This is a genomic window from Spiroplasma endosymbiont of Stenodema calcarata, assembly GCF_964031205.1.
GTDB lineage: Bacteria > Bacillota_I > Bacilli_A > Mycoplasmatales > Mycoplasmataceae > Spiroplasma.
This window is the reverse complement of sequence record NZ_OZ035018.1, coordinates 1,444,716-1,466,311: the sequence shown is the minus strand read 5'-3', so window position 1 is coordinate 1,466,311 and position 21,596 is coordinate 1,444,716. Positions and strand designations below refer to the sequence as shown.

29 protein-coding genes are annotated in these 21,596 nt (G+C 26.1%); 16 read left to right on the top strand and 13 right to left on the bottom strand.

The window, feature by feature from the left end; translation table 4 throughout:
- Positions 1 to 2 precede the first annotated feature (2 nt).
- Entirely contained in the window at positions 3 to 773 is a 771-nt protein-coding gene (locus tag ACQH24_RS07910) for a TatD family hydrolase (protein ID WP_425380008.1), read from the top strand.
- Positions 774 to 832: 59 nt separating this feature from the next.
- On the opposite strand, the gene ACQH24_RS07905 is transcribed toward ACQH24_RS07910, so the two are convergent.
- The 5 genes from ACQH24_RS07905 to ACQH24_RS07885 form a co-directional block, all read right to left on the bottom strand.
- Complete coding sequence (locus ACQH24_RS07905) at positions 833 to 1,891, bottom strand: rod shape-determining protein (protein ID WP_425380007.1); 1,059 nt, start codon at positions 1,889 to 1,891, stop codon at positions 833 to 835.
- 70 nt (positions 1,892 to 1,961) lie between these two features.
- Positions 1,962 to 3,008, bottom strand: coding sequence for a rod shape-determining protein (locus ACQH24_RS07900; RefSeq protein WP_425380006.1), 1,047 nt, complete (start codon positions 3,006 to 3,008; stop codon positions 1,962 to 1,964).
- 172 nt (positions 3,009 to 3,180) lie between these two features.
- Positions 3,181 to 3,912 (bottom strand): lipoprotein, encoded by a 732-nt coding sequence (locus ACQH24_RS07895; RefSeq protein ID WP_425380005.1) that lies wholly within the window; start codon positions 3,910 to 3,912, stop codon positions 3,181 to 3,183.
- A 222-nt stretch (positions 3,913 to 4,134) separates the two neighbouring features.
- On the bottom strand, positions 4,135 to 5,193 hold the full coding sequence (locus tag ACQH24_RS07890) for a rod shape-determining protein (protein ID WP_425380004.1): 1,059 nt from the start codon (positions 5,191 to 5,193) through the stop codon (positions 4,135 to 4,137).
- Positions 5,194 to 5,440: 247 nt separating this feature from the next.
- Positions 5,441 to 6,490: a rod shape-determining protein gene (locus tag ACQH24_RS07885; protein WP_425380003.1), complete on the bottom strand. Its 1,050-nt coding sequence runs from the start codon at positions 6,488 to 6,490 to the stop codon at positions 5,441 to 5,443.
- Positions 6,491 to 6,616: 126 nt separating this feature from the next.
- Between ACQH24_RS07885 and rnmV the strand changes: the two genes are divergently transcribed.
- From rnmV to ACQH24_RS07860, 5 genes are all read left to right on the top strand, one after another.
- The gene (gene rnmV, locus ACQH24_RS07880) at positions 6,617 to 7,135 is read left to right on the top strand and encodes a ribonuclease M5 (protein WP_425380002.1); all 519 of its coding nucleotides are present in this window, start codon (positions 6,617 to 6,619) and stop codon (positions 7,133 to 7,135) included.
- Between the two features lie 3 nt (positions 7,136 to 7,138).
- Complete coding sequence (gene rsmA, locus ACQH24_RS07875; protein ID WP_425380001.1) at positions 7,139 to 7,993, top strand: 16S rRNA (adenine(1518)-N(6)/adenine(1519)-N(6))-dimethyltransferase RsmA; 855 nt, start codon at positions 7,139 to 7,141, stop codon at positions 7,991 to 7,993.
- Positions 7,993 to 8,739 carry a 4-diphosphocytidyl-2C-methyl-D-erythritol kinase gene (locus ACQH24_RS07870; protein WP_425380000.1) on the top strand — a complete coding sequence of 249 codons (747 nt, stop codon included), beginning with the start codon at positions 7,993 to 7,995 and terminating at the stop codon, positions 8,737 to 8,739. The genes rsmA and ACQH24_RS07870 overlap by 1 nt, the downstream gene beginning before the upstream one ends.
- Positions 8,740 to 8,806: 67 nt before the next feature.
- On the top strand, positions 8,807 to 10,066 hold the full coding sequence (locus ACQH24_RS07865) for a 5'-3' exonuclease H3TH domain-containing protein (RefSeq protein ID WP_425379999.1): 1,260 nt from the start codon (positions 8,807 to 8,809) through the stop codon (positions 10,064 to 10,066).
- A 50-nt stretch (positions 10,067 to 10,116) separates the two neighbouring features.
- The gene (locus ACQH24_RS07860) at positions 10,117 to 11,415 is read left to right on the top strand and encodes a DNA polymerase (RefSeq protein WP_425379998.1); all 1,299 of its coding nucleotides are present in this window, start codon (positions 10,117 to 10,119) and stop codon (positions 11,413 to 11,415) included.
- Positions 11,416 to 11,503: 88 nt separating this feature from the next.
- On the opposite strand, the gene ACQH24_RS07855 is transcribed toward ACQH24_RS07860, so the two are convergent.
- Positions 11,504 to 11,971: a GNAT family N-acetyltransferase gene (locus ACQH24_RS07855; RefSeq protein WP_425379997.1), complete on the bottom strand. Its 468-nt coding sequence runs from the start codon at positions 11,969 to 11,971 to the stop codon at positions 11,504 to 11,506.
- Positions 11,972 to 12,273: 302 nt separating this feature from the next.
- Between ACQH24_RS07855 and ACQH24_RS07850 the strand changes: the two genes are divergently transcribed.
- The 10 genes from ACQH24_RS07850 (at position 12,274) to ACQH24_RS07805 (ending at position 16,118) form a co-directional block, all read left to right on the top strand.
- Positions 12,274 to 12,507: a hypothetical protein gene (locus ACQH24_RS07850; protein ID WP_425379943.1), complete on the top strand. Its 234-nt coding sequence runs from the start codon at positions 12,274 to 12,276 to the stop codon at positions 12,505 to 12,507.
- 218 nt (positions 12,508 to 12,725) lie between these two features.
- A complete protein-coding gene (locus ACQH24_RS07845; RefSeq protein WP_425379996.1) occupies positions 12,726 to 12,851 on the top strand; it encodes a hypothetical protein in 126 nt (41 codons plus the stop codon).
- 144 nt (positions 12,852 to 12,995) lie between these two features.
- Positions 12,996 to 13,283: a hypothetical protein gene (locus ACQH24_RS07840; RefSeq protein ID WP_425379995.1), complete on the top strand. Its 288-nt coding sequence runs from the start codon at positions 12,996 to 12,998 to the stop codon at positions 13,281 to 13,283.
- Positions 13,276 to 13,488: a hypothetical protein gene (locus ACQH24_RS07835; RefSeq protein ID WP_425379945.1), complete on the top strand. Its 213-nt coding sequence runs from the start codon at positions 13,276 to 13,278 to the stop codon at positions 13,486 to 13,488. Before ACQH24_RS07840 ends, ACQH24_RS07835 begins: the two co-directional genes overlap by 8 nt.
- 1 nt (position 13,489) lies before the next feature.
- On the top strand, positions 13,490 to 13,684 hold the full coding sequence (locus ACQH24_RS07830) for a hypothetical protein (protein WP_425379994.1): 195 nt from the start codon (positions 13,490 to 13,492) through the stop codon (positions 13,682 to 13,684).
- A complete protein-coding gene (locus ACQH24_RS07825; RefSeq protein ID WP_425379993.1) occupies positions 13,684 to 14,253 on the top strand; it encodes a hypothetical protein in 570 nt (189 codons plus the stop codon). Before ACQH24_RS07830 ends, ACQH24_RS07825 begins: the two co-directional genes overlap by 1 nt.
- Positions 14,254 to 14,460: 207 nt before the next feature.
- Positions 14,461 to 15,318, top strand: a complete 858-nt coding sequence (locus ACQH24_RS07820) for a recombinase RecT (RefSeq protein ID WP_425379992.1) — start codon at positions 14,461 to 14,463, stop codon at positions 15,316 to 15,318.
- Complete coding sequence (locus ACQH24_RS07815) at positions 15,312 to 15,800, top strand: hypothetical protein (RefSeq protein WP_425379991.1); 489 nt, start codon at positions 15,312 to 15,314, stop codon at positions 15,798 to 15,800. Before ACQH24_RS07820 ends, ACQH24_RS07815 begins: the two co-directional genes overlap by 7 nt.
- Positions 15,800 to 15,967, top strand: a complete 168-nt coding sequence (locus ACQH24_RS07810; RefSeq protein WP_425379990.1) for a hypothetical protein — start codon at positions 15,800 to 15,802, stop codon at positions 15,965 to 15,967. The genes ACQH24_RS07815 and ACQH24_RS07810 overlap by 1 nt, the downstream gene beginning before the upstream one ends.
- The gene (locus ACQH24_RS07805; RefSeq protein WP_425379989.1) at positions 15,960 to 16,118 is read left to right on the top strand and encodes a hypothetical protein; all 159 of its coding nucleotides are present in this window, start codon (positions 15,960 to 15,962) and stop codon (positions 16,116 to 16,118) included. Before ACQH24_RS07810 ends, ACQH24_RS07805 begins: the two co-directional genes overlap by 8 nt.
- 209 nt (positions 16,119 to 16,327) lie before the next feature.
- Here the strand turns inward: ACQH24_RS07805 and ACQH24_RS07800 are convergent, their stop codons facing one another.
- The 7 genes from ACQH24_RS07800 to ACQH24_RS07770 all read right to left on the bottom strand — a co-directional run bounded on the left by ACQH24_RS07800 (position 16,328) and on the right by ACQH24_RS07770 (position 21,373).
- On the bottom strand, positions 16,328 to 16,747 hold the full coding sequence (locus tag ACQH24_RS07800) for a hypothetical protein (RefSeq protein WP_425379988.1): 420 nt from the start codon (positions 16,745 to 16,747) through the stop codon (positions 16,328 to 16,330).
- A 149-nt stretch (positions 16,748 to 16,896) separates the two neighbouring features.
- Positions 16,897 to 17,502 (bottom strand): hypothetical protein, encoded by a 606-nt coding sequence (locus tag ACQH24_RS07795; RefSeq protein ID WP_425379987.1) that lies wholly within the window; start codon positions 17,500 to 17,502, stop codon positions 16,897 to 16,899.
- Positions 17,503 to 17,505: 3 nt separating this feature from the next.
- Positions 17,506 to 18,240: a hypothetical protein gene (locus ACQH24_RS07790; protein ID WP_425379986.1), complete on the bottom strand. Its 735-nt coding sequence runs from the start codon at positions 18,238 to 18,240 to the stop codon at positions 17,506 to 17,508.
- Between the two features lie 235 nt (positions 18,241 to 18,475).
- Entirely contained in the window at positions 18,476 to 19,267 is a 792-nt protein-coding gene (locus ACQH24_RS07785; RefSeq protein WP_425380682.1) for an IS3 family transposase, read from the bottom strand.
- A gap of 94 nt (positions 19,268 to 19,361) precedes the next feature.
- Positions 19,362 to 19,583, bottom strand: coding sequence for a transposase (locus ACQH24_RS07780; protein WP_425379985.1), 222 nt, complete (start codon positions 19,581 to 19,583; stop codon positions 19,362 to 19,364).
- A 64-nt stretch (positions 19,584 to 19,647) separates the two neighbouring features.
- Positions 19,648 to 21,042 (bottom strand): PBSX family phage terminase large subunit, encoded by a 1,395-nt coding sequence (locus ACQH24_RS07775; RefSeq protein ID WP_425379984.1) that lies wholly within the window; start codon positions 21,040 to 21,042, stop codon positions 19,648 to 19,650.
- Entirely contained in the window at positions 21,035 to 21,373 is a 339-nt protein-coding gene (locus tag ACQH24_RS07770; protein WP_425379983.1) for a hypothetical protein, read from the bottom strand. Before ACQH24_RS07770 ends, ACQH24_RS07775 begins: the two co-directional genes overlap by 8 nt.
- Positions 21,374 to 21,596 lie beyond the last annotated feature (223 nt).

Genomic DNA, 21,596 nt, shown 5'->3' with positions numbered 1-21,596 from the left:
ATATGCAAGGAATCTTTGATACACATTGTCATTTAATGTCGCATGAATATGAGAACGAAGAAACTTCAGCAATAATTGCTGATGCCAAGATAAGCGGTGTCTATTGGCTTAATAATGTTGGTTATGACTTAAAATCTAGTAAATCGGCAGTTCGTCATGCCATGCAATATGATAATGTTTTTGCAACAATTGGAATTCATCCAACAGATGTTGCTAAATATGGTGAGAATGATCTAAAAAAATTAGATCAATTATTAAATAGTGAAAAAGTAATTGCAGTTGGTGAAATTGGTTTGGACTATCATCATAAGAATGTTTCATCAGATTTACAAAAAGATTGGTTTATTAAACAACTTGAATTAGCAAAAGAACATAAATTTCCTGTTGCAATTCATTGCCGTGATGCTTATGAGGATTGTTATGAAATATTAAAAACAAAAAAAATTACAAATGGTTTGATGCATTGTTATAATGGCACCGTTGAAATGGCTGAAAAATTTTTGGATTTAGGATTTTATCTTTCATTTGCAGGAAATATTACTTTTAAAAATGCTGAACAGTTGCGGGAAGTTGCTAAAATGGCGCCATTAAATAAGATTTTAGTTGAAACAGACGCACCATATTTAACTCCTGACCCATACCGCGGGCAGAAAAATTACCCTAAATTTATTATGTATACAGTTAAAAAGTTAGCGGAATTAAAAAGTATGCCAGTTGAAGAAATGATTCGAATTACCAATAAAAATGCTCGTAAATTATTTAATCTTGCATAATTCAATTTAAGATTAAAATAAAAAAATATTAGAGCAATCTAATATTTTTTTATTTTAATTTATTTTCTTTTTTTACCTAATGTTGACAATAATCTTTTTTCCTGGAAATTATATACGCCATTTTCAATGTTTTTCTTAATTGTTTTTTCAAAAACTTTTGTTCCTTCGATAACACAATTTAGTGGATCTGAAGCAGCGTTTGTTGGTAATTGGAAGATATCAAAGAAATATTTATCAATATTTCTAATTAACGCTCCACCACCACAAACTGTAATTCCATTTCTCATAATGTCTCCAGCTAATTCAGGCGGTGTATTTTCCAATAATTCAATTACTAAATCTGTAATTTTAGAAAATGCATTTAATAATACATTTCGAATTTCTTCAGAAGAAATTTTTGCTTCTTTTGGTAAACCTGAGACAATATCACGTCCGTAGATTTGCATTGATCTTTCGTTATGGTATTTAACTAATGAACCAATTGCTTTTTTAACTTCTTCAGCTGTTTTTTGCCCAATAGCAATGTTGTATTCTGAACGAATGTATTTACGAATATCATCGTCGAAGTGATTTCCGGCAACTTTAATTGATCTTGAAACTACAATATCACCTGATGAAATAATAGCTAAATCAGTTGTTCCTCCACCAATATCAAGGATTAAGTGTCCTTGAGGTAAACCAATGTTAATTCCTGCTCCTAAAGCCGCCATTTTAGCTTCTTCTTCGATAATAACTAATTCAGCGCCCATTTCTTTAGCAACATTTTTTAAAGCTTCTCTCTCAAGTTCGGTAACCCCGCTTGGGCATGCTAATAATACAATAGCATTTTTTCAAATGTTCATCATTTTCATTCTTGAAAAGATGTGTTTTAATAAATCTTGTGCAGCTTCCATATCTGCGATAACTCCATCTACTAATGGTGTTACCATTCTAATGTCTCCGTGTGTTTTTCCAACCATATCATAGGCAGCTTTTCCTAAAGCAATTAAACTATTTGTTTTATTGTTATAAGCCATTAATGATGGTTCATTGTAGACTACACCTTGTCCTGAAACATATGCTAAAACATTAGCAGTTCCTAAGTCAAGAGAAATAAATGGTCTAGTTTCTGGTCTCACGTTTGTTTCCTCCTTAAAAATATAATAACTATTCATAGTTATATTAATAATAACTTATAAATACAATATTTTAATAATTTAATTCTTTTACATGCATTGATTCTAATCTTAAGATATCAAAGATGTCCGATTCAAATTTTTGTGTTCCATTAATAACCGCTAATAATGGTTGTTCACCAACTTTTGATGGCAATTGTAATGTATCTGTAAAGTAACGGTCAATACCTTTAATTAAGGCTCCACCCCCACAGATTGTAATTCCATTTCGGAAAATATCTCCGGCTAATTCAGGGGGTGTTTCTTCTAACACTTGTACTGTTAAGTCAATGATTCTTGACACTGGTACTTTTAATACTTCTCTGATTTCTTCAGGGGTTACTTCAATTTCTCTTGGTAATCCTGAAACTACATCACGTCCATAAACTTTCATTCTTCGTTCATCAGGATATTTTGATAATGATCCAATTTCAATTTTAATTTGTTCAGCTGTTTTAGCTCCAATTTCTAAGCCATATTGTGAACGAATAAATTTTTGTATTTCATCATTTAAGTAGTTTCCAGCAACTTTAACTGATTTTGATAATACGATATCTCCTGAGGCCATAACAGCAACATCTGTTGTTCCTCCACCCATGTCAATAACTAAGTTTCCAACAGGTTTGTAAATATCAACACCTCCACCTAAAGCGGCCATCTTAACTTCTTCTTCAACGAAAACTTTAGATGCTCCTAAATTCATTGCAATTTTTTTCAATGCAGCTTTTTCCAATTCAGTAATAACCGATGGACAAGCCAATAACATAATTGAATGTCTTAATTGCTTTGTAATACGTAGTTTTGTAAAAATATATCTTAATTGTGCTTCTGTTGCACGAATATCTGTAATAACTCCGTCAACCATTGGTCTAACAATACGAATTGATTTGTTTCCTTTTCCAATCATTTTATAAGCTTCGGCACCTACAGCAATAATTCTATTTTCTTTAATTCTGTAAGCAACAATTGAAGGCTCATTATAAACAACTCCTGAACCTGAAACATATACTAATGTATTAGCAGTTCCTAAGTCCATCGAAACGAAAGCTGGTTTTTTTGTATTATTATTAAATAAAGCCATGTAATTTTGTCCTCCTGTTTCTTGTTAATTTTATTTAGTTAGATTAATATATTTGATTAACCAGTAAAAATGAATTGCAATTCTATTATTTAGTTGTAAATAAAGAATACAATACAAAATAATTATAACATATTTTTTAACTTTTTAAAAATTAATTGTATAATTAGTTTTACTAGCGATTGGTATTAATATTTAAAGGAACAATAAAAGTAGGGGACATAATTGTTAAAACTCGAATTAATGTATCAACTAAATTCTTAATTCGTTGTTTTGCTTCTTCAGTTGGCAGAAAATATGGAATTAATTTTAAATATTTAACTTCAATCGTTTCTTTATAAAAAGAAATATATTCATCATTGATTGTTTTAATATAATTGTTAATATCATTTGTTGTCTTATATAAATATTCAATTTTAATAGCTGATTGGTCACGATCATATTGGTATCTAAAAATTTGACTATTTTCCAAAATAATAACTGGATTATAAATTGTCATATAGATAAAGAAAGTTTTTAAATCGGTGCCATTTATTTTTCCATTTTGAATATTAGTAATTGTATAATCAAATCAGTTACTATTAATTTCTTTAATATTTGTTGTATTAGGATAAGGTCAAGCAATCCCACTATTATTATTTAGCAATTGATTTCATGGTTTATCAGTGCCCATATGCATTGATGAAGTTAATATTTGTTGAATAAATCAATATGAGAAATAAGGTTCATTAATAGTTTTATCATTATTAAAAACTTGGCCAAATATTGGTTGATCAGTTTTCAAAATGTACGTTCAACTAGCAAATGATTGGCGAATTCTGATATCAATTGTTCAACAACTAATAATCGTAGTAGTACTTGCTGTTGTAAATGTTAGTGCTGTTAAAAATGCTAATATCTTTTTCATTATTGCCTCACCTTATATAGTCTTATTTTATCATTTTTATAAAATTATTTTTTATAAAGAATTAAACATTAAGTATCTAAAATAAAGATAACATAGTTCAACTATTTTTTTCAAATAAAAAATATTTATATTGTCTGAGTTAAAATTATCCTAAATTTTTAAACAAATTAAAAGGATTAAGTTCTGCTAAATACAACATAACTTAATCCTAAATAAATTTGTTTATCTATTTTTTTTATTTTCTTCGATTAATCCATCTCTAATTTTTTTCTCATATGCAATACAACCATCAATAACAGATGTTTCGGCATTTTTAGCGATACGAACTGGAATTTGGAAATACTCTGTTAAGAATTCTTTAATTCCTACAATTTGGCCACATCCACCAGTAACTAAAATACCATTAGCAACAGCGTCGCCCGCTAATTCTGCTGGTGTCTGTTCTAGAACTTCAGTTATTAATTGTGTCATTGATGAAAAAATACTTACTAATAACTTTCTAATTTCTGTATCTAAAACTTCTGTCTCTTTTGGCATTCCGGTAACAACGTCTCTTCCAAAAATGATCATTTTTTTGTTTTCTTTTGTTTTATATAATGATCCAATTTGTTTTTTAATTTGTTCTGCTGTTACAACTCCAATTGAAATTGTATGTTTAGCACGAATGTATTTTAAAATTTCTTCATCAATATAATTTCCTGCTGCTTTAATTGATTTGCTTTCAACAATTCCCCCAGCTGAAATGATAGCGCAACTTGTTTTCCCGCCACCAATGTCTAAAATAAAAGTTCCTTTTGGTGCAAAAATGTTTTCCCCAGCTCCTAATGCTGCCATTAATGAATCTTCTTCAATTTTAACAAAATCTGCTCCAATGTTTTTACACATTTTGATTATTGCTTGTTTTTCTAATTCTGTAACATTTTTTGGACATGCAATTAAAACAATAGCATTTTTTCATAAATCAGTCACCTTCGCTTTTTTTCCTATTTGTTGAATGAATTCTTCAGCAATGGATAAGTCTGTAACTGCGCCATTACGTAATGGTGCATAAATTTCAATTTTATCATGAGTTTTCCCGATTAACTTCTTAGCATCATTGCCTAATGCAATTAGCTTATTAGTTCCAATTTCATATGCCATTACTGATGCTTCGTTAAAAATAATACCTCTTCCTGCAACATATGCAATTGAATTAGTTGTTCCTAAATCTATAGCGATAAATTTACGAGGGGGCCTTGGTGTGATGTTAAATGTATTTTTAAATACCTCTGATATTGCCATCGTTAAAATGTCTCCTTCCGTTTATTGCTATGTTAAAAATACAGCAATAATAAATAATATAATACTTTTCTTAAATATTAAACTTCTCAATTTTAATAAAAATTCAATATCAAGTAATTTTATTATATAAAATTCAGAGTAATTTGCAATTAAAATCGGTAATTTATTTATTTTTGTTAACTTTTCCTATATTTTATCATCTTTTTTTGTTTTTAAAAAAAGTATGTTAAAAACATACTTTTAATTTTTATGAAATTTTGTATTCATTTGCTTCAAGCAATTGGATTCGTTCAATTACAGCGCCTAAATTTTTTTCATATGTTTTAGCTCCATCAATTACCGCCATTAATGGATCATTTGCAATCTTTACTTTTAGTTGAAAAATTGATTCAAAATATTTAGAAATTCCACGAAGCAAAGCTCCGCCACCACAAATTGTGATTCCATTTCTAATAACATCTCCGGATAATTCAGGTGGTGTTTGTTCTAAAACTTCAACTAATAAGTCTGTAATTCGTGAAAATGGTGCTAATAAAACATTTTTAACTTCTTCTGGTTTAATCATTACTTCACGTGGTAAGCCAGTGATAATGTCCCGTCCAAAGGCACGAATTGGTTTTTCATTAATTATTTTAACTAGTGCGCCAATTTCTTTTTTAATTTGTTCAGCGGTTCTGATTCCAATTAAAACATTATATTCGGCACGAATGTATTTTTGAATTTCTTGGTCTAAGTGTTTCCCAGCAACTTTTACTGATTTTGAAATTACAATATCACCTGCTGAAATAATTGCTATATCAGTTGTTCCTCCACCAATATCAATTACCAAGTTTCCTTGTGCTAATCCGATGTTTAAACCAGCTCCTAATGCTGCTAATTTAACTTCTTCTTCAACTAAAACATGATTTGCACCCATATCTTTTGCGATTGCTTTTAAAGCGCCACGTTCTAGTTCTGTAACTCCACTTGGACATGCTAATATTACTAGAGAGTTTTTTCAAATTCCTGATAATTTTAATCTACTAAAAATGTGTTTTAATAAGTCTTGGGCAGCGTCCATATCTGAAATAACACCATCAACTAAGGGAGTTATCATTCTAATATGTTCGTGTGTTTTTCCAACCATTTTATATGCTTCATTTCCTAAGGCAATTAATGTGTTGCTTAAGGTATCATATGCCATCATTGAAGGCTCGTTATAAACAATTCCCTGTCCTGATACATATGCTACTGTATTAGCTGTACCAAGGTCTAATGCTAGAAACGAGTACTCTTTTCCAAATTTATAATTAGCCATATTTCTTTTGCCTCCTACTCCTATATTTAAAATTTATCATTATTTTAATATAACAGTCTAGTATAATTATACTATAAAATTGGAATAAATTGAATCAAAAAGATTTTTATGGGAGAAAAGGCGATAGTGGAAATATTTATTGTTGTGGAAGGCAAGACAGATACAGCGAAATTGAAAAGTATCTTTCCGGATTTAAAAATTATTGAAACTGGAGGAAGTGGTATCACATTAGAGAAATTAGAATTAATTAAAAAAATTAGTTTACATAATAAAGTGATAATTTTTACTGATCCCGATTATCCTGGCCAAAAATTACGAAAAATTATTAGTAATTATTTAGATAATAATTGTTTTCATGCTTTTCTTAATAAAAATGATGCAATTAAAGGGGGAAAGGTTGGAGTTGCTGAGGCTTCAACCCTTGCAATTAAGGAAAGTATTGCTAAATTAGTTACTTTTAAGAATAAAACTAGAAATAGTTTATTATGAAGTGAATATATTGATTTAATTGATGCAAAGATAAAACGCCAAAAAATTATTAATTATTATAGCTTGCCACCAACAAATAATAAAACAATGTTTAAATGATTAAATTATATGAATGTAACAAAAAATGATTTAGTTAAAATTTTGGAGGAGAAATAAGCTATGCAAAAAAAACAAAATCAGGAAATGCGGGTAGAAGGAATTAATGCCAAAAAAAGTAAAGGACAAAATTTCTTAACAAATCCCTACTTTATTAATAAAATTGTTGATAGTGCTTTTGAATTTCCACAAACTAATATTTTAGAAATTGGGCCGGGGATGGGAGCGTTGACAAAACAAATTTCAATAAAAGCAAATAAACTTGTTTGTGTTGAAATTGATGCGGACTTAGTAAGATATTTAACAACAAAATTTCTAAATCAGAATGTAAAAATTCTTACGGGAGATATTTTAACATTTGATTTAGAATCTTTATTTGCGACGGAATTTACAGATGATAATTCAATTAGTATTATTTCAAATATTCCTTATTATATTACTTCGCCAATTATTTTTAAATTATTAAAAATAAAAAATCCTAAAGTAAAGGAAATTATTTTAATGATGCAAAAAGAAGTTGCTGAACGAATTATGGCGCAGCCAAATTCAAAATTATATAATAATCTTTCGATTGTTTGCCAATTTTACAGTGATATTGAAAAAGTATGTGTAGTTGGACGCAATAATTTTATTCCTGTTCCCAAAGTTGATAGTATTGTTTTAAAATTTAAATTAAATCGAAAATATCCTACTTTAAAAAATGAGGAAAGTTTTATTAAATTTATTCGAGCAATGTTTGCCACAAAACGAAAAACAATCTTAAATAATTTAGGAACTATTCTTAATAATAAAACATTGGCGCAAACCATTTTATTAAGGCTAAATTATTCTTTAACTTTACGTTCAGAAAGTTTAACCTTGCATGATTTTTATATATTATATAATGAAATAAAACAAAATGAGAAAGAAGGTCAGTAATGCAAATTAGATCATATGGTAAATTTAATTTAACATTAAAGGTTTTTCGTAAACACAAATTAAAGAAAATGCACCGGATTCAAAGTATTATTTTTCCCTATAAATTAGAATATGATATGGTTGAAGTTGTGCCTTATCGGGGAAAACAAACAATTTTTACTTGTAATAGGAAAGAACTGGATTGAAATAATAATACTGTTTTAGATGCTTATTATAAGTTTATTGCCGTATTTCCAAAATTCAAAACAATTCCGTTGCATATTAATTTAATTAAAAATACAACTATTGGTTCAGGATTAGGATACTCGGCTAGTAATGCTGTTGCTGTTATTAAAATAATTTGTAAACTTTTTAAAATTAATTATTATTCAAGAAAAGTTAAAAAATTAATTAGAAATCTTAACTCTGATGCTTTATTTTTTTATTTTGAAAAACCAGCACTTATTTCTCATTATGGGAATAGGATCACTTATTTAACATCGAAACAAATTGCAAAATATGAAATTATTAATCTCAAAGTTATTGATTCAAAAATTTCATCAATAACAAAGGATGTTTATCAAGAATTTGATAACAATTACAAATATTATAAAACAAAGAAATTTATTGATAATAATTATTTTAATATGTTACAACAACCAGCTTTAAAAATTAATCCAAAGTTAAAGCAATTTTATATAGCATTAAAAAAAGAATATGAAAATGTTATGTTGTCTGGGAGTGGTGGTGCCTTTTTGGTATGATAATTTATTTTTAAAGTATATTTTAAAAATAAATTAGGCTATAATTTAACATAAATGAGGAGATTGTAAGATGAATAAAGTATTATTAATTGATGGGAATTCTCTACTTTTTAGAGCATTTTATGCAACAGCGTATAGTGGTGAAATGTTAAAGAGTTTAGATGGGACACCAACTAATGCGGTTTATGCTTTTGCTAATATGTTAAATAAAATTTTAAAAGCAAATAATTATTATAGTGTTGTTGTTGCTTTTGATAAAGGAAAAAAGAATTTTCGCCATGATTTATTAGCTAATTATAAAGACGGCCGTAGTAAGACACCAGAAGAATTAATTGTACAATTTCCAATTGTGAAAGAATTTTTGGATAGTTATCAGATCCCATATTTGGAACAAGAAGGTTATGAAGCCGATGATTTATTAGGTTGTTTGGCACAGCGTGCAGAAAAAGAGGATTTTTATGTTGACATTTTCTCAAGTGACAAGGATTTATACCAATTAATAAGCGATAAAATACATGTTTTAGTTCCGCGCCAAGGAGATAGCGCTGATATCATTGATAAAACAGCTTTGGCTGATAAATGAGGGGTTGAACCATTTCAAGTTCCTGATTTAAAAGGGTTAATGGGTGACCCTTCTGATAATTTAAAAGGTGTTCCTGGTGTTGGTGAAAAAACCGCAATAAAATTAATTAAAGAATATCATTCAATTGAAAATTTATATGATAATATTGCCCAGGTAAAGGGGAGCTTACAACAAAATTTATTGAATAATAAGGCAAGTGCTTTATTATGTAAAAAAGTTGCAACAATTCTTTGTGATCTAAATTTAAAAACATTTGCATTTACCCAATTTCAACCGAAACAAGATGTCTTAATGGAATTTTATTTAAAATATAATATGAATTCATTTGTAACAAAATTATTTAATAATAAACAAGACAACTTTCAAAATCCGAAACTGGAAGTTAAAATTATTGAAGAATGACAAGAAGAATATAATGAAGATAACACTACAGTGTATTTAGAAATGTTTGATGAAAATTATCATCTTTCCGAAATTATTGGCTTTGGAATTGTTAATTCAAAGGGGATTTTTTATTTTGATTATATTCATGCTAAGCATGATAAATTATGACACCAATTTTTGAAGGATGAAAAATATCAAAAGTTGACATATAACGCAAAAAGTTTAATTGTTGCTTTAGCTCGGAATAATATCACTATAAAAAATATTACTTATGATATGATGTTAGCTGGTTATGTATATAATTCTAATGCAAAGAATACATTGGATACTTATATTAATTTATTTGAAAAAAAAAAATATTAACTAATGAGTTATTTTATGGCAAAGGAGTTAAAAAGCAAATTCCAACTGATATGATAAAACTAAGTTATTTTATTGGTGAAAAAGCATTTTATATTAATAAGTTGCAACCAAAGATTATTGACTTATTAAAAACTAATCAGCAATATAATTTATATTATGATATTGAATTACCAACGGCTTTTGCCTTAGCACGAATGGAAATAAATGGTGTAAAAGTTGATCAGCAAGAATTAAATGCACAAACATTACGAATTGAGAAAATTGTTCAGCAATTAAATAATGAAATTAATGTGATTGGGCAAAAGGAAATTAATCCTAATTCCCCAAAACAGGTTTCCGAATTATTATTTTGTGATTTATCATTACCCGATCGGAAAAAAGGTTCAACTGCACAAGAAGTTTTAGAAGAAATAAAAGATACTCATCTAATTATTTCTAAAATCTTAGATTATCGTAAATATCAAAAATTATATTCAACATATTTAAAAGGGATGGAAAAGTATATTTTTAATGATGGTAAAGTTCATACCATTTATAAACAAACATTAACAAATACAGGACGCCTTTCTTCAGTTGAACCGAATATGCAAAATATTAGCATTCGTGATGAAGTGCAAAAAGAGGTTCGAAGAATTTTTGTTGTTTCCATAACAGATAATGTTTTATTGTCGTGTGATTATTCACAAATTGAATTAAGAATTTTAGCTCATATGTCAAAAGATACAGATTTAATTATGGCTTTTAATAATAATCAAGATATTCATACTAATACCGCCATGAAAATTTTTAATTTACAAAAATCAGACATTACGCCTAATATTCGTCGTAGTGCCAAAGCTGTAAACTTTGGAATTATTTATGGAATTAGTGATTTTGGACTGGCAACAGATTTAAATATTCCTGTTTATAAAGCAAAAGAAATTATTAGTAATTATTATCAGCAATTTCCGACAATTAAAGCTTTTATTGATAGTCAAGTAGAATTTTGTAAACAAAATGGTTATGTTACAACGATTTTTAATAGAAAGCGTTATGTTCCAGAAATCAGTGATCGTAATTATATGCAACGCGAATTTGGAAAACGAATTGCAATGAATATGCCAATTCAAGGTAGCGCGGCGGATATTATTAAAATTGCTTTAAAAAATATTGATCAAGAATTTTTAAAATTAAATTTAAAAGCTAAAATAATTGCTCAAATTCATGATGAATTAATTTTCGAAATGCCGCGGAATGAATTAGGACAAGTTAAAACAATTGTTAAATCTTTAATGGAAGATTCAACAGTGTTAGATGTTAAATTATTAGTTGATATGAAAACAGGCGCAAGTTGATATGACTTAAAATAAGATTAAGTTATAGCAACATTTTTTATGCCATAATTTTTATGGTCACGGTTTTCACCATAATTTGTTGTAACTTGGCATGGTAACATTCCTAAATATTTCATTCCCATTTTAATCATTGCTCGTTCTGAACTAATGTTTTCAACATCACATTCAGCAAAAATTCATTCCAATTTCATTTTTTGAAAAGATAATGTAATAATTGCTTTTCCGGCTTCAACAATATATCCTTTCCCTCAATGTTTTTATTAACAATATAACCCATTTTTGCATTAGGTATATTTAATTCTAAACGTAAGTCAATAATTCCAATCATTTGGTGGGTGTCTTTTAGTTCCAATGCTCATTTCCCTAAAGGGTGGTTTAAAAAGATATGAGCAATTATATTTTTTGTTTCTATAATATTTTGGTGTGGTGGTCACATTAAATATTTGATGTTTTCAAGATCTTTGTTATATTCAAAAATACTATTGGCATCTTCTAAAGTGATTGGACGTAGTATTAAACGTTCCGTTTCAATAATTTTATTTTGGGCTAAAATTAGATAATATTGTTGCATAATAAGGTTCTCCTTTTTAAATATTTTATCTAAAAAAAATTCATCTTCAAGGCACAATTTGATAAGTAGTAATTCCTTAGTTATAGTTGATAGGTAGAATAATGCGAAAAATTAAAAAAATACTAATAAAACACTAGTATTTTCGTTATAATTTCGTCCCCTTTTTAATAAGGTAATTTAATATTTTATTTGTCTAACATCTTTTCAATTTTATTACTTGTATACTGTAAAACGAATTAGGACAAAACAACTCTTATTAAAGGGTTGTTTTTTTATTTTAAAACAATCCTTATAAGGAGGTAATGGTAATTAAACAACAAAAAATATGTGATATTAATGATTGTTATAAAAAAATATCATTTACTAATAAACAATTTGTATCAAATAAAGTTTTGTGAACTTGTGAAAAACATAGAAATTTATTGAATAGTATAAAAGATAAAAAACAAAAACAATTTTATCAAAAATTAGAAAATTCAAAAATTATCTTTGATTATGAAACTGGTTTATTAAAACTTAAATTTTATAAAACTTAATGCAGAGTGGAACGGTTATTTATAACTAAGTGTTTTTTATTCCACAGCCTGCCGAGGCAAGTACTGAAATAGTGTATGAGAAAAGATGTAAATCGGCGCTGGTTTTTATAACTAAGCGATAGTCGTGATAAGTCCAAGGCTAATATCAAACGACAATAAAAAAAGAGATAGTGACTTAAACAATTAAATTTGCGTTTAGCATTTGGTCCTTCGTATGAATGCAAGTAGATTTAATTTCAAAAACTGAGCGTTTCATCCCTGAAATGGGAACGGAAGAAGGAAAACATATATGTCTGGTGGAAAAACTATATAAACAATTACAATTTGTAGTACTTTGTAGTTAATTAATGGAGGGTTATATGAAAAAGTTAAATAAAAAAACTATTAATAAATTAAATGAATTAATGCTTAAAAGTTATCCTGTTTCAAAAAATGAAGTAACACAAGAACATTGAGCATTAGGTAAACAGAATTAGGAGGAATTAAAAATGTCATATTGTATTAGTGATTACTTAAATGAAAAATGAATTAATAATAAAGCATTAAAAATTAGTGATAAAAGTATTATTTATTCAGACATTGAGTGTGATGATAATTATTGATTATTACATTTATATCTTGAATTTGATAATAAACATTCAAATATAGGTTATGTTTCATTGCCAATAGATTTTGACTTGACTTTGAAATGATATGAAATTGATGAAGTTAAAGGTTTAATTAGTGATTATTTAGAAGATGAAGAAATAGATTATGAGGTGATAAATTATGAATAAAAGATACTTATTAATTATTAAAAATGAATATTTAACTACATATTCATTTTATACATTAGAAGAAGCAAAAATAACTGCTAAAAATGAAAAATATTATCAAACAGTAATTATTGATTTAGAAAACGAAGTATATTCTGATATAGAAAAATTAAAAATTATGGATCCTAAAAGATATAACGAATTATTTAATAAAGGAGAAAAATAATATGGAATTAAAAGATATATTAAATGAAATGTTCGATAATCATCCTGAAGTTGCTCAAAATTATGGTCCAGCAATTATGGAACGATATGAAATTGAAGTTGAAAATAAAAAATTAACACCAGAACAAATAAATAATCTTACATATATATATTTTACAAAACCAAAAAATAATTATATTGGAAATGAGGATAAATAATGAATAATATAGTGCAAAATGTAGTATTCCCTTTTGTAATTAAGGGTGATGATTTTAAAGAATTAAGTTTGAAAGCAATTCAAATTAAAAAGTGAATTGATAATAATAGTAATGAATTAGTTGAATTTATATATCGTCATCGTAATCAATATAATACTACTGGTTATAAAGATGTACATTTAAAAGATATTCCAAGCACTTTAAGTAAAGTTGATATTGTATTTAAAGAGCCACTAGATTTAATTAAAGTATTTAAAGATGATTTAAATCGTATTCATAATAATATTATTAATTTTGAAAATTCGGTTAAAAATAATAAAATTGAAATTAAAAATAATATTAATCAGGTGCGAATTCAAAAACAAAATGAATTTTTTAGAGAACAAGAATTAAAAAAACAAGAATTAATTGAGCAAGCTAATAATCTAAATACAGATATGGGTTTAGATTTAGATCAAATAAAAGATGAGCAAGTTCGTGTAATGGAAGAAATTGAGCAACTTGATAAATCACTTGAGGTAAAACCATTAAAAAAGTTGGTATTAATATTATTAAAGATAAATTATTAGTAAAAGATATTGAAATATTAGGTATTAATGATGATTTTTTACAAAAAGCAGATAGATTAGAACTTATTTCTTTTATTAAAGGTTATCTTTTAATAGATGAAAAAGTAGTTAAAAATGAAATTAAAGAACAATGAGATAGTAATGCAGATATGAATGCTATTGGAGTTAAAGGTATTAATTTTAAAATAAATAAAGGAGAAAAATAATATGGCAAATGAATTACAACAATATATTAATGGTGCAATAGTTAAATATGAATTAAAAGTTAATGATAAATATTTAAAAGAAAATATTTTAGCATTAGAAGAATTAAAAATGAAAAATGGTAATAGTTATATGTCATTAGTTTCTAATGCAGATAATGCAAAAATTACAGCATTAGGAATTATTAAATTAAGTAATAAAGGATTAATTTTTAGTAAAGATTTTAATATTATTCCATTTAAAAATAAATTAACAACTATTATTGATAGTAAAGTTTATTGTAAAAAAATTGAAGAAAATGGTTATAGTCCAAGAAAAGCAATTATATTTAAAGGTGAAAAATTTGAATGAGATACTATAAATTCTTGCCCTAAAATGCATGAAATTAATTTTAATGCAAATACTAGTGATTATAATGAAATTATTGGTGCTTATGCTTTTGCAAAAGATAAAAATGGGAATTATCAAGGTATTTTATTAAGAAAAGCAGATATTGATCGTTTAAAAAATAGTAGTCCATCAGGTAATAGTGAATATTCGCCTTGAAATAAATGACCAAAAGAAATGGTTGAAGCAAAATTATATCGTAAATTAGCCTTAGAAATGGGTATTGATATTTCAGATATTGATTTAGATGAAAAAGAAATTAAAGAAGATGGTAATTTTGAATATATTCCTTTTAATGATATTACTGTCGCCAAAAATCAGGGGCAGATGAGCGATGAACCCTTTTCAAATAATATAAATACCCCATCTTATACAGAAATAGCGGACAATAGCGATAATGTTGTTAAAGAAGAAGATATTTCAAATGTAGTGCCAGTAATTAATAACAATGATGAGGAATGAGCAACTTGATAAAAATAGGTATTGACCCATCAGGGACTGGTACTACTGCTATTGTTGTGTATGAAGATAATAAATTAACTGAAAAAATAGAATTTACAAATAAAGATTGATTTAAACATATTGAATTTATAATAGATTTATTATTTGATTTATGAAAATACAATAATTATATTTTAAATATTGAAAATTGTTTATATACAAATGTCAGTGGTTCAAAAGACAGAGATGATTTATTGCGGTTGCTTGGTGCAATAGATTATTTAGAAATAAAAAATAAAAATATAGAAAATTTTCATTGAGTATCACCAAAATATACTAAATCAGTTGTTAAAAATATAGAAAATTTAAGTAAATATAATGACGGTTGTTTATGAAAATATGAAAAAGATACTAATTTAACTTATCAATATGGTAAAGGTTGAAAATATAATAATGAAAAAATAAGTAATCATTTACGAGACGCAATTATTATTGCTAATTATGAAGGTAAATAATGAAACCTAAAAAACAACAAGTTATTATTAGGAATGTTAATGTTTATCTTAATAAAGAACAAGAAAAAATATGAAATGAATTACCTAGTTTATATACTCATAGCCAACGAGTACAGCATTTTATAAATTATTATATTGTAAATGAAAGGAAAAAAGATAATGAATAAATTAGAAATTAAACATAAACGAACAAATGAAATTATTATGACAATAGAATATAAAAATTCAATTAGTAAAGCAAACCTTAGTAAAGCAAAAAATATCAATTACGATTATTTAATTGGAGCCAATACCTGTGTTAAAAAAATGATAAATTAAAAAAGGTAAAAGCTAGTGAATAACTATATATTATGTTATCGATGTGAACAAGGTAATCGACCATGTAAAAACTATCGTGGGGAATATATAACTGGAATTGATAAAGAAGATGTTGATATTAAATCTACCGAATATTGAGAATACTATAAAAGTACTTATGGAGAAGAAAACTTAATTATATTACAAAATAAAAAAATAACCTTAATTGGTTATTTTTTTATTTTCAGTCCTGCTACTTTATGTGCTTTATGAGTAATATCTCGTTTTGCTGATTTATGTTGTAAAGTTGCTTCAATTAATTCTTCATTATCATATTTTTCTAAATTAGAAATTACTAATTTTAAATCATTAATATCTGTTTCAACACGAGAAATATTTTGAGTTCCAACACCACCAAAATGATTTTTAATATCATTCATTACTAACACAATACTTTCAAAAACATCTTTAATTTCTGTAAAGATTTTTTCTTCAGTTTTTTCACGGAAATCATCTGTAATTCGTTCTGCTTTTTTAGAAGCTGTTTTATTACTAATTAATTTTGTTAAAAATGTAATTAATAAACTAGCAACAACCCCACCTACTACAGAAGCAACAATTACAATAATACCAATTGTTGATGTAAGCATAAATTGCCACCTTTCTATTTATCTATATTTTTGCCTTAAGACAATATAATTATAACAAAGGATTGTTTAATTTAATATAGCAAATATCACAAACTACTTTTTTAAAAAATAATCTAAATTGACCTTTAATTAAAGTAGTATTACAATTACTACATTTTTCCATTATTTCATCCTTTTTTACTACAATATTGATTTCAACTTTCAACTTGATCTTCAGTTTGTTTACAATTATGACAAATATTAACATTATGTTTTTTAAGATAATTACGAAATATTAATCAACCAAATAATATTAAATATAATAAATAACTTGGTGTTTTATATACTTGTTCTAAACATTTACCAACCGGTAATTTAACTGCTGGTATTTTAGGAATTTTAGTCGTTAATCATGCAGTGCCATGTAAAATTGGATAAGATATAGCAATACCAGCATATCCAAAAAATCCACCATCAGTAATATCATGCTGTCCAAACATAAATTCTTTAACTGGGTCTAAACTTGAAATTCAATTAAAATGTAAACTAGTAAAAAATAATCCATATAAACTTAAAAATGGAGTATGATATAAAATTGACATTGCATTATAACGCATAATATAGGCTTTCTTAATATGAAATGGATATTTATCATATTTTAAAAACTTACGATTTTTTCAAGATTTAAAACTTTGACTTGGATTTCTTTGTTCAAATCCTAATCTTTGTCAATAAGTACCATTATCATTTTTAATTGTAATATTTTTTTGATTCATAATTTATTCCCAACTTTCAATTTTAATATCTTGAATATTGACAATAATATTACTATCTAATGTTATAATAGCAGTTTCCAATTCAGCTAACTCAATTTTTAAATTAAAAAAAGCACTATCATTACCTATTAACAACGGTAAATTATATTTACCACTACTTTCATTTAAAAGTAATTCTAGCCAACCATTCCAAACTTCTTTTCCTACACTGCCACCTTTAATTCTTATTCTGATAATTTTATCTTTAAAATCATAACTAAAAATATATGATTTAGAAGAATTAGGATTAAAATCAGGTGTATCTACTTTAATTCATTTTTTTATTTCGTTTTTAAGAGCATAATTATCTGAAACTGATCATATACCATTTTTATTAATAATTGATTCATTATCAAACGGAACTGATAATTCATTATTAGCATTATAAATAATACTTTTATTATCAATTTTAATTTTAATATTAGGATTAACTACTAAATTTAATTTTTGTGGAATACCATCTAATCGATTAATAAAATTAATTAAAATTGAATTATCACTTGAAGTAATATTAAAATTAGCAATATAATTATTTCTTACTCAATCAAAACTAGCATAGCCACTACCTTCATCAAATTCATATCTTCATCCATTACTAAATCAAGATTTATCTTTTTCTTTTAAATTAGCAAAACGAATATTTTCATATAATCCAGCATTAATTAATATTTTTTGAACTTCATCAGGAACAAATTGCATATCTTGCGGAGTATTAATATTATATGACTGACTACCTTGTAAAAATGTTGTTGCTTGTAAAAGATATTCAGTACCTTTTGATAATCAATGTAATGTATATATAGCAGTTGCTCATTTAACACCAATTTGTTGTTCTTCTGTTAAATTATTTATATTATCTGCATAACCAATAAAACCACCAGTTCAATCATTAATTTTAACAGAACTGGAATGGCAAGGGTTTTTTGGACAAATTTTATGTAGAGTAATAATTTCTGTATTTTACTGGTGTTAAATAATTTAGTTTGCTATGAATTCGAATATTATTGTACCAATTAATGTAATCAAATAATTTTAATTTAAACTGCTCAATGTTTTTAAATTTATTATTTTTAATAAATTCAGTTTTAAAAATTTTGTATGTTGATTCCGCAACAGCATTGTCATAAGGACAACCTGGTTTACTGTAAGACTTTTGAATGTTATTTTTAGTTAAAAAGTTATAAATAAGATTGTTGTTAAATTCACTACCTTGATCAGTGTGAAATATTTTAATATCATTTAATGTAAAGTTAAGTTTATTAAAGGTATTTTTAACTAATTTTGCATTTTTGTGTAAACTAACATCATAACTAATAATTTCACGATTAAATAAATCAATTAGAAAGCAAACATAATATCATTTATTATTAATAAAAACATATGTTAAATCACTGACAACAACTTCATGTAGTTTATAATTATTAAATTCTTGATTTAATAAATTATTATATTTATATGTAACATTGCTTGTATTTGAATGTTTGTATTTGATTTTTGTATAATTTGAAATTAAGTTATATTTTCTCATTATTTTACTAATCTTTACACGAGATAATATAATATTTTGCTGAGCTAGCATGATTTTAATTTTTCTTGTTCCATAATTTTTACGACTTTTTAGAAAAATACTGATAACAGCATTATCAATGTTTTGATTATTCTTGGGATTATTTGCTTTTAATTGATAGTAATATGTTGATCTAGCCAATTTCAATGTTTTACATAAATTAATAATTGGATATTTTGCTTTGTTATTTTTAATGATTGCTATTTTTTGCCGATTATCAGTGTTGCTTGCTTTAAAATGTCATTTTCCATTTCTAATTGTTTAACTTTTTACGTAATTGAATTAATTCGTTTTCTTCTGGCGTTCTATTGTCTTTAGCTTTAAATGAGTCCGAGTTACTAAATTGGTGAGCTCATTTCCAAACAGTAGATTTACCAATTTGGTAATCATTGGCTAATTGTTCAGGAGTTTGACCCATTTTGTAAAGACCAACAATTTGTTGCTTAAATTCATCGGTATAATGATTCTTTGCCATAATTACACCTCCATTGTAATTTAATTATAAATATTTACTCTACATTATTGTTGTCCAATTTATCTTAACCTATCCAAGAGTCAAATTCATCATCATATAAATCTATTATTTCTTCTTTACCACCATTTGGTTTTTCTTTTCACTGAATCATTGGATATTCAGTATTACTTTCTTCTAAAATTAAATCATGTGTCATTTTATCACTAATCATTACTGCAAGAAACGAATTAACTCTATTAGTAACTAACCAGATACTTTTATCAACTTTTTCAAATCTTAATAATTTACCATATCTATATTTTAATTTTATTTCATTAAGAACATCAATAAATGCTTCTCCTCCTCCACCATAATCAACATTAATAGTTAAACCACTTTCAATAAAAATAGTACTATTTTTTAAACTAGATAAATAAAATTGAATAACATCATGTGCTTGTTCAAATATATTTTTATGGTCCATAGTTGCATTTGAGTGAGTATATTTACCTATTTTATGTACTTTTTTTAAATTTGAATTATATACTCATAAACTAGCACTTGTTTTATGTCCATTAGGACTATCTGCTTGGGCATAATCAACACCAGCGAGGATTTTATCAAAATTTCAAGTTAATTTAGTAAATTTAAGATATTCAGCAAATACAGCACCTTGTACTTGCCCAGGCAATCCTCAACTTCATACTCTTGCTCTTGATGGTCATCTTCTTTCCATTTCTAATTGGTCTCTTTTAACACTTTCATCTAAATAAGTATTAAGTCTTCAACTAGAATAATGAATAATAATTGTTTTAGTAAATTTCTTATTTTTTTCATAATAATTAATTTTAAATTTACCTATTTGATCATATTTTAATCGCATTAGTTGCTCATCAAATGGCATTATTTCATTACAATATTTAATAATATATCTTCCTAATGATTCAGGGTTAGATGAATTAATAACAAACTTTCTTTTAGCACCACGAACTGCAAATGTTAATTCACTAATATCTTCTTGTGTTAATTGATCTGCTTCTTCTCTTCATTCAATAGCAAATTCATATTTACCTAAATCAGCAAAGGCTTTTAATTTTTCTCTTTTAGTTTGAGAGTGTAATCCTTTACAAATAATAAAAGTACCATTATCTAATGTAAAAGAGTGTTCAGATAAATTAACTTTATAATTAATATTCATAGAATTAAGAGTATTTTGTATGTTTTCAAATACTCCTTTTCTAATATCTTTACCCATTTTTTGTACTGCAATAATAAATATTGGTTTATTTACTAATAATGATATAGCACATGATTTACCAATCGAATTATCTTTAATCATAAATGTTTTGGCACTAAAACGACTTCCTATTTCATTATATTCATCAGCAGGGTTATATATTTCTTTTCATGGTGCATTAGGAACATTCTTTTGATAAAATCATCTTGGTATTTCATCTAAATGTAAAAAATGTTTAAGCATCTTTAATCACCTCATTTATTTTTGGTAACTCGACATTATCAAAGGTAACAACAATATTTGAATTATTTATATTTGTATCTTTAACATATTTCTCAACATATATTTTCTTACCCCCGCCATATTGGTCATTTAATAAAGCTAATTCCAATTCTATTTCTAATTGATTTATCGTATCCCTAATAAAATCAACGGTTTTTGTATCAACTTCATCTTGTCAATTATCAAATGGGAGTTTTAAGTAGTATAAATATGCTCTTTTATTACTCAATTTGTCCGCTTTTTGACGCAAAAAATCCTTAGTTTTACCCGAAATAGTCTTAAAAGTTACCATTTTTTACTCCTTTTTGCATATTAAAATTGCTATTATTTAATGAATATGATTAAATAAAAGAGTAAATAAATATCTGATAAATAAAAGAACTCTCACAAGTTCCTTTTTTATTACCTTTATTTTACATAAAAAAAAGACTTTTGCAAGTCTATATTTTTGTAATTAAGTAGCAATTTAGGGTCGGAAAAATCCATATGCTATATTACAATGTAATAATATCATT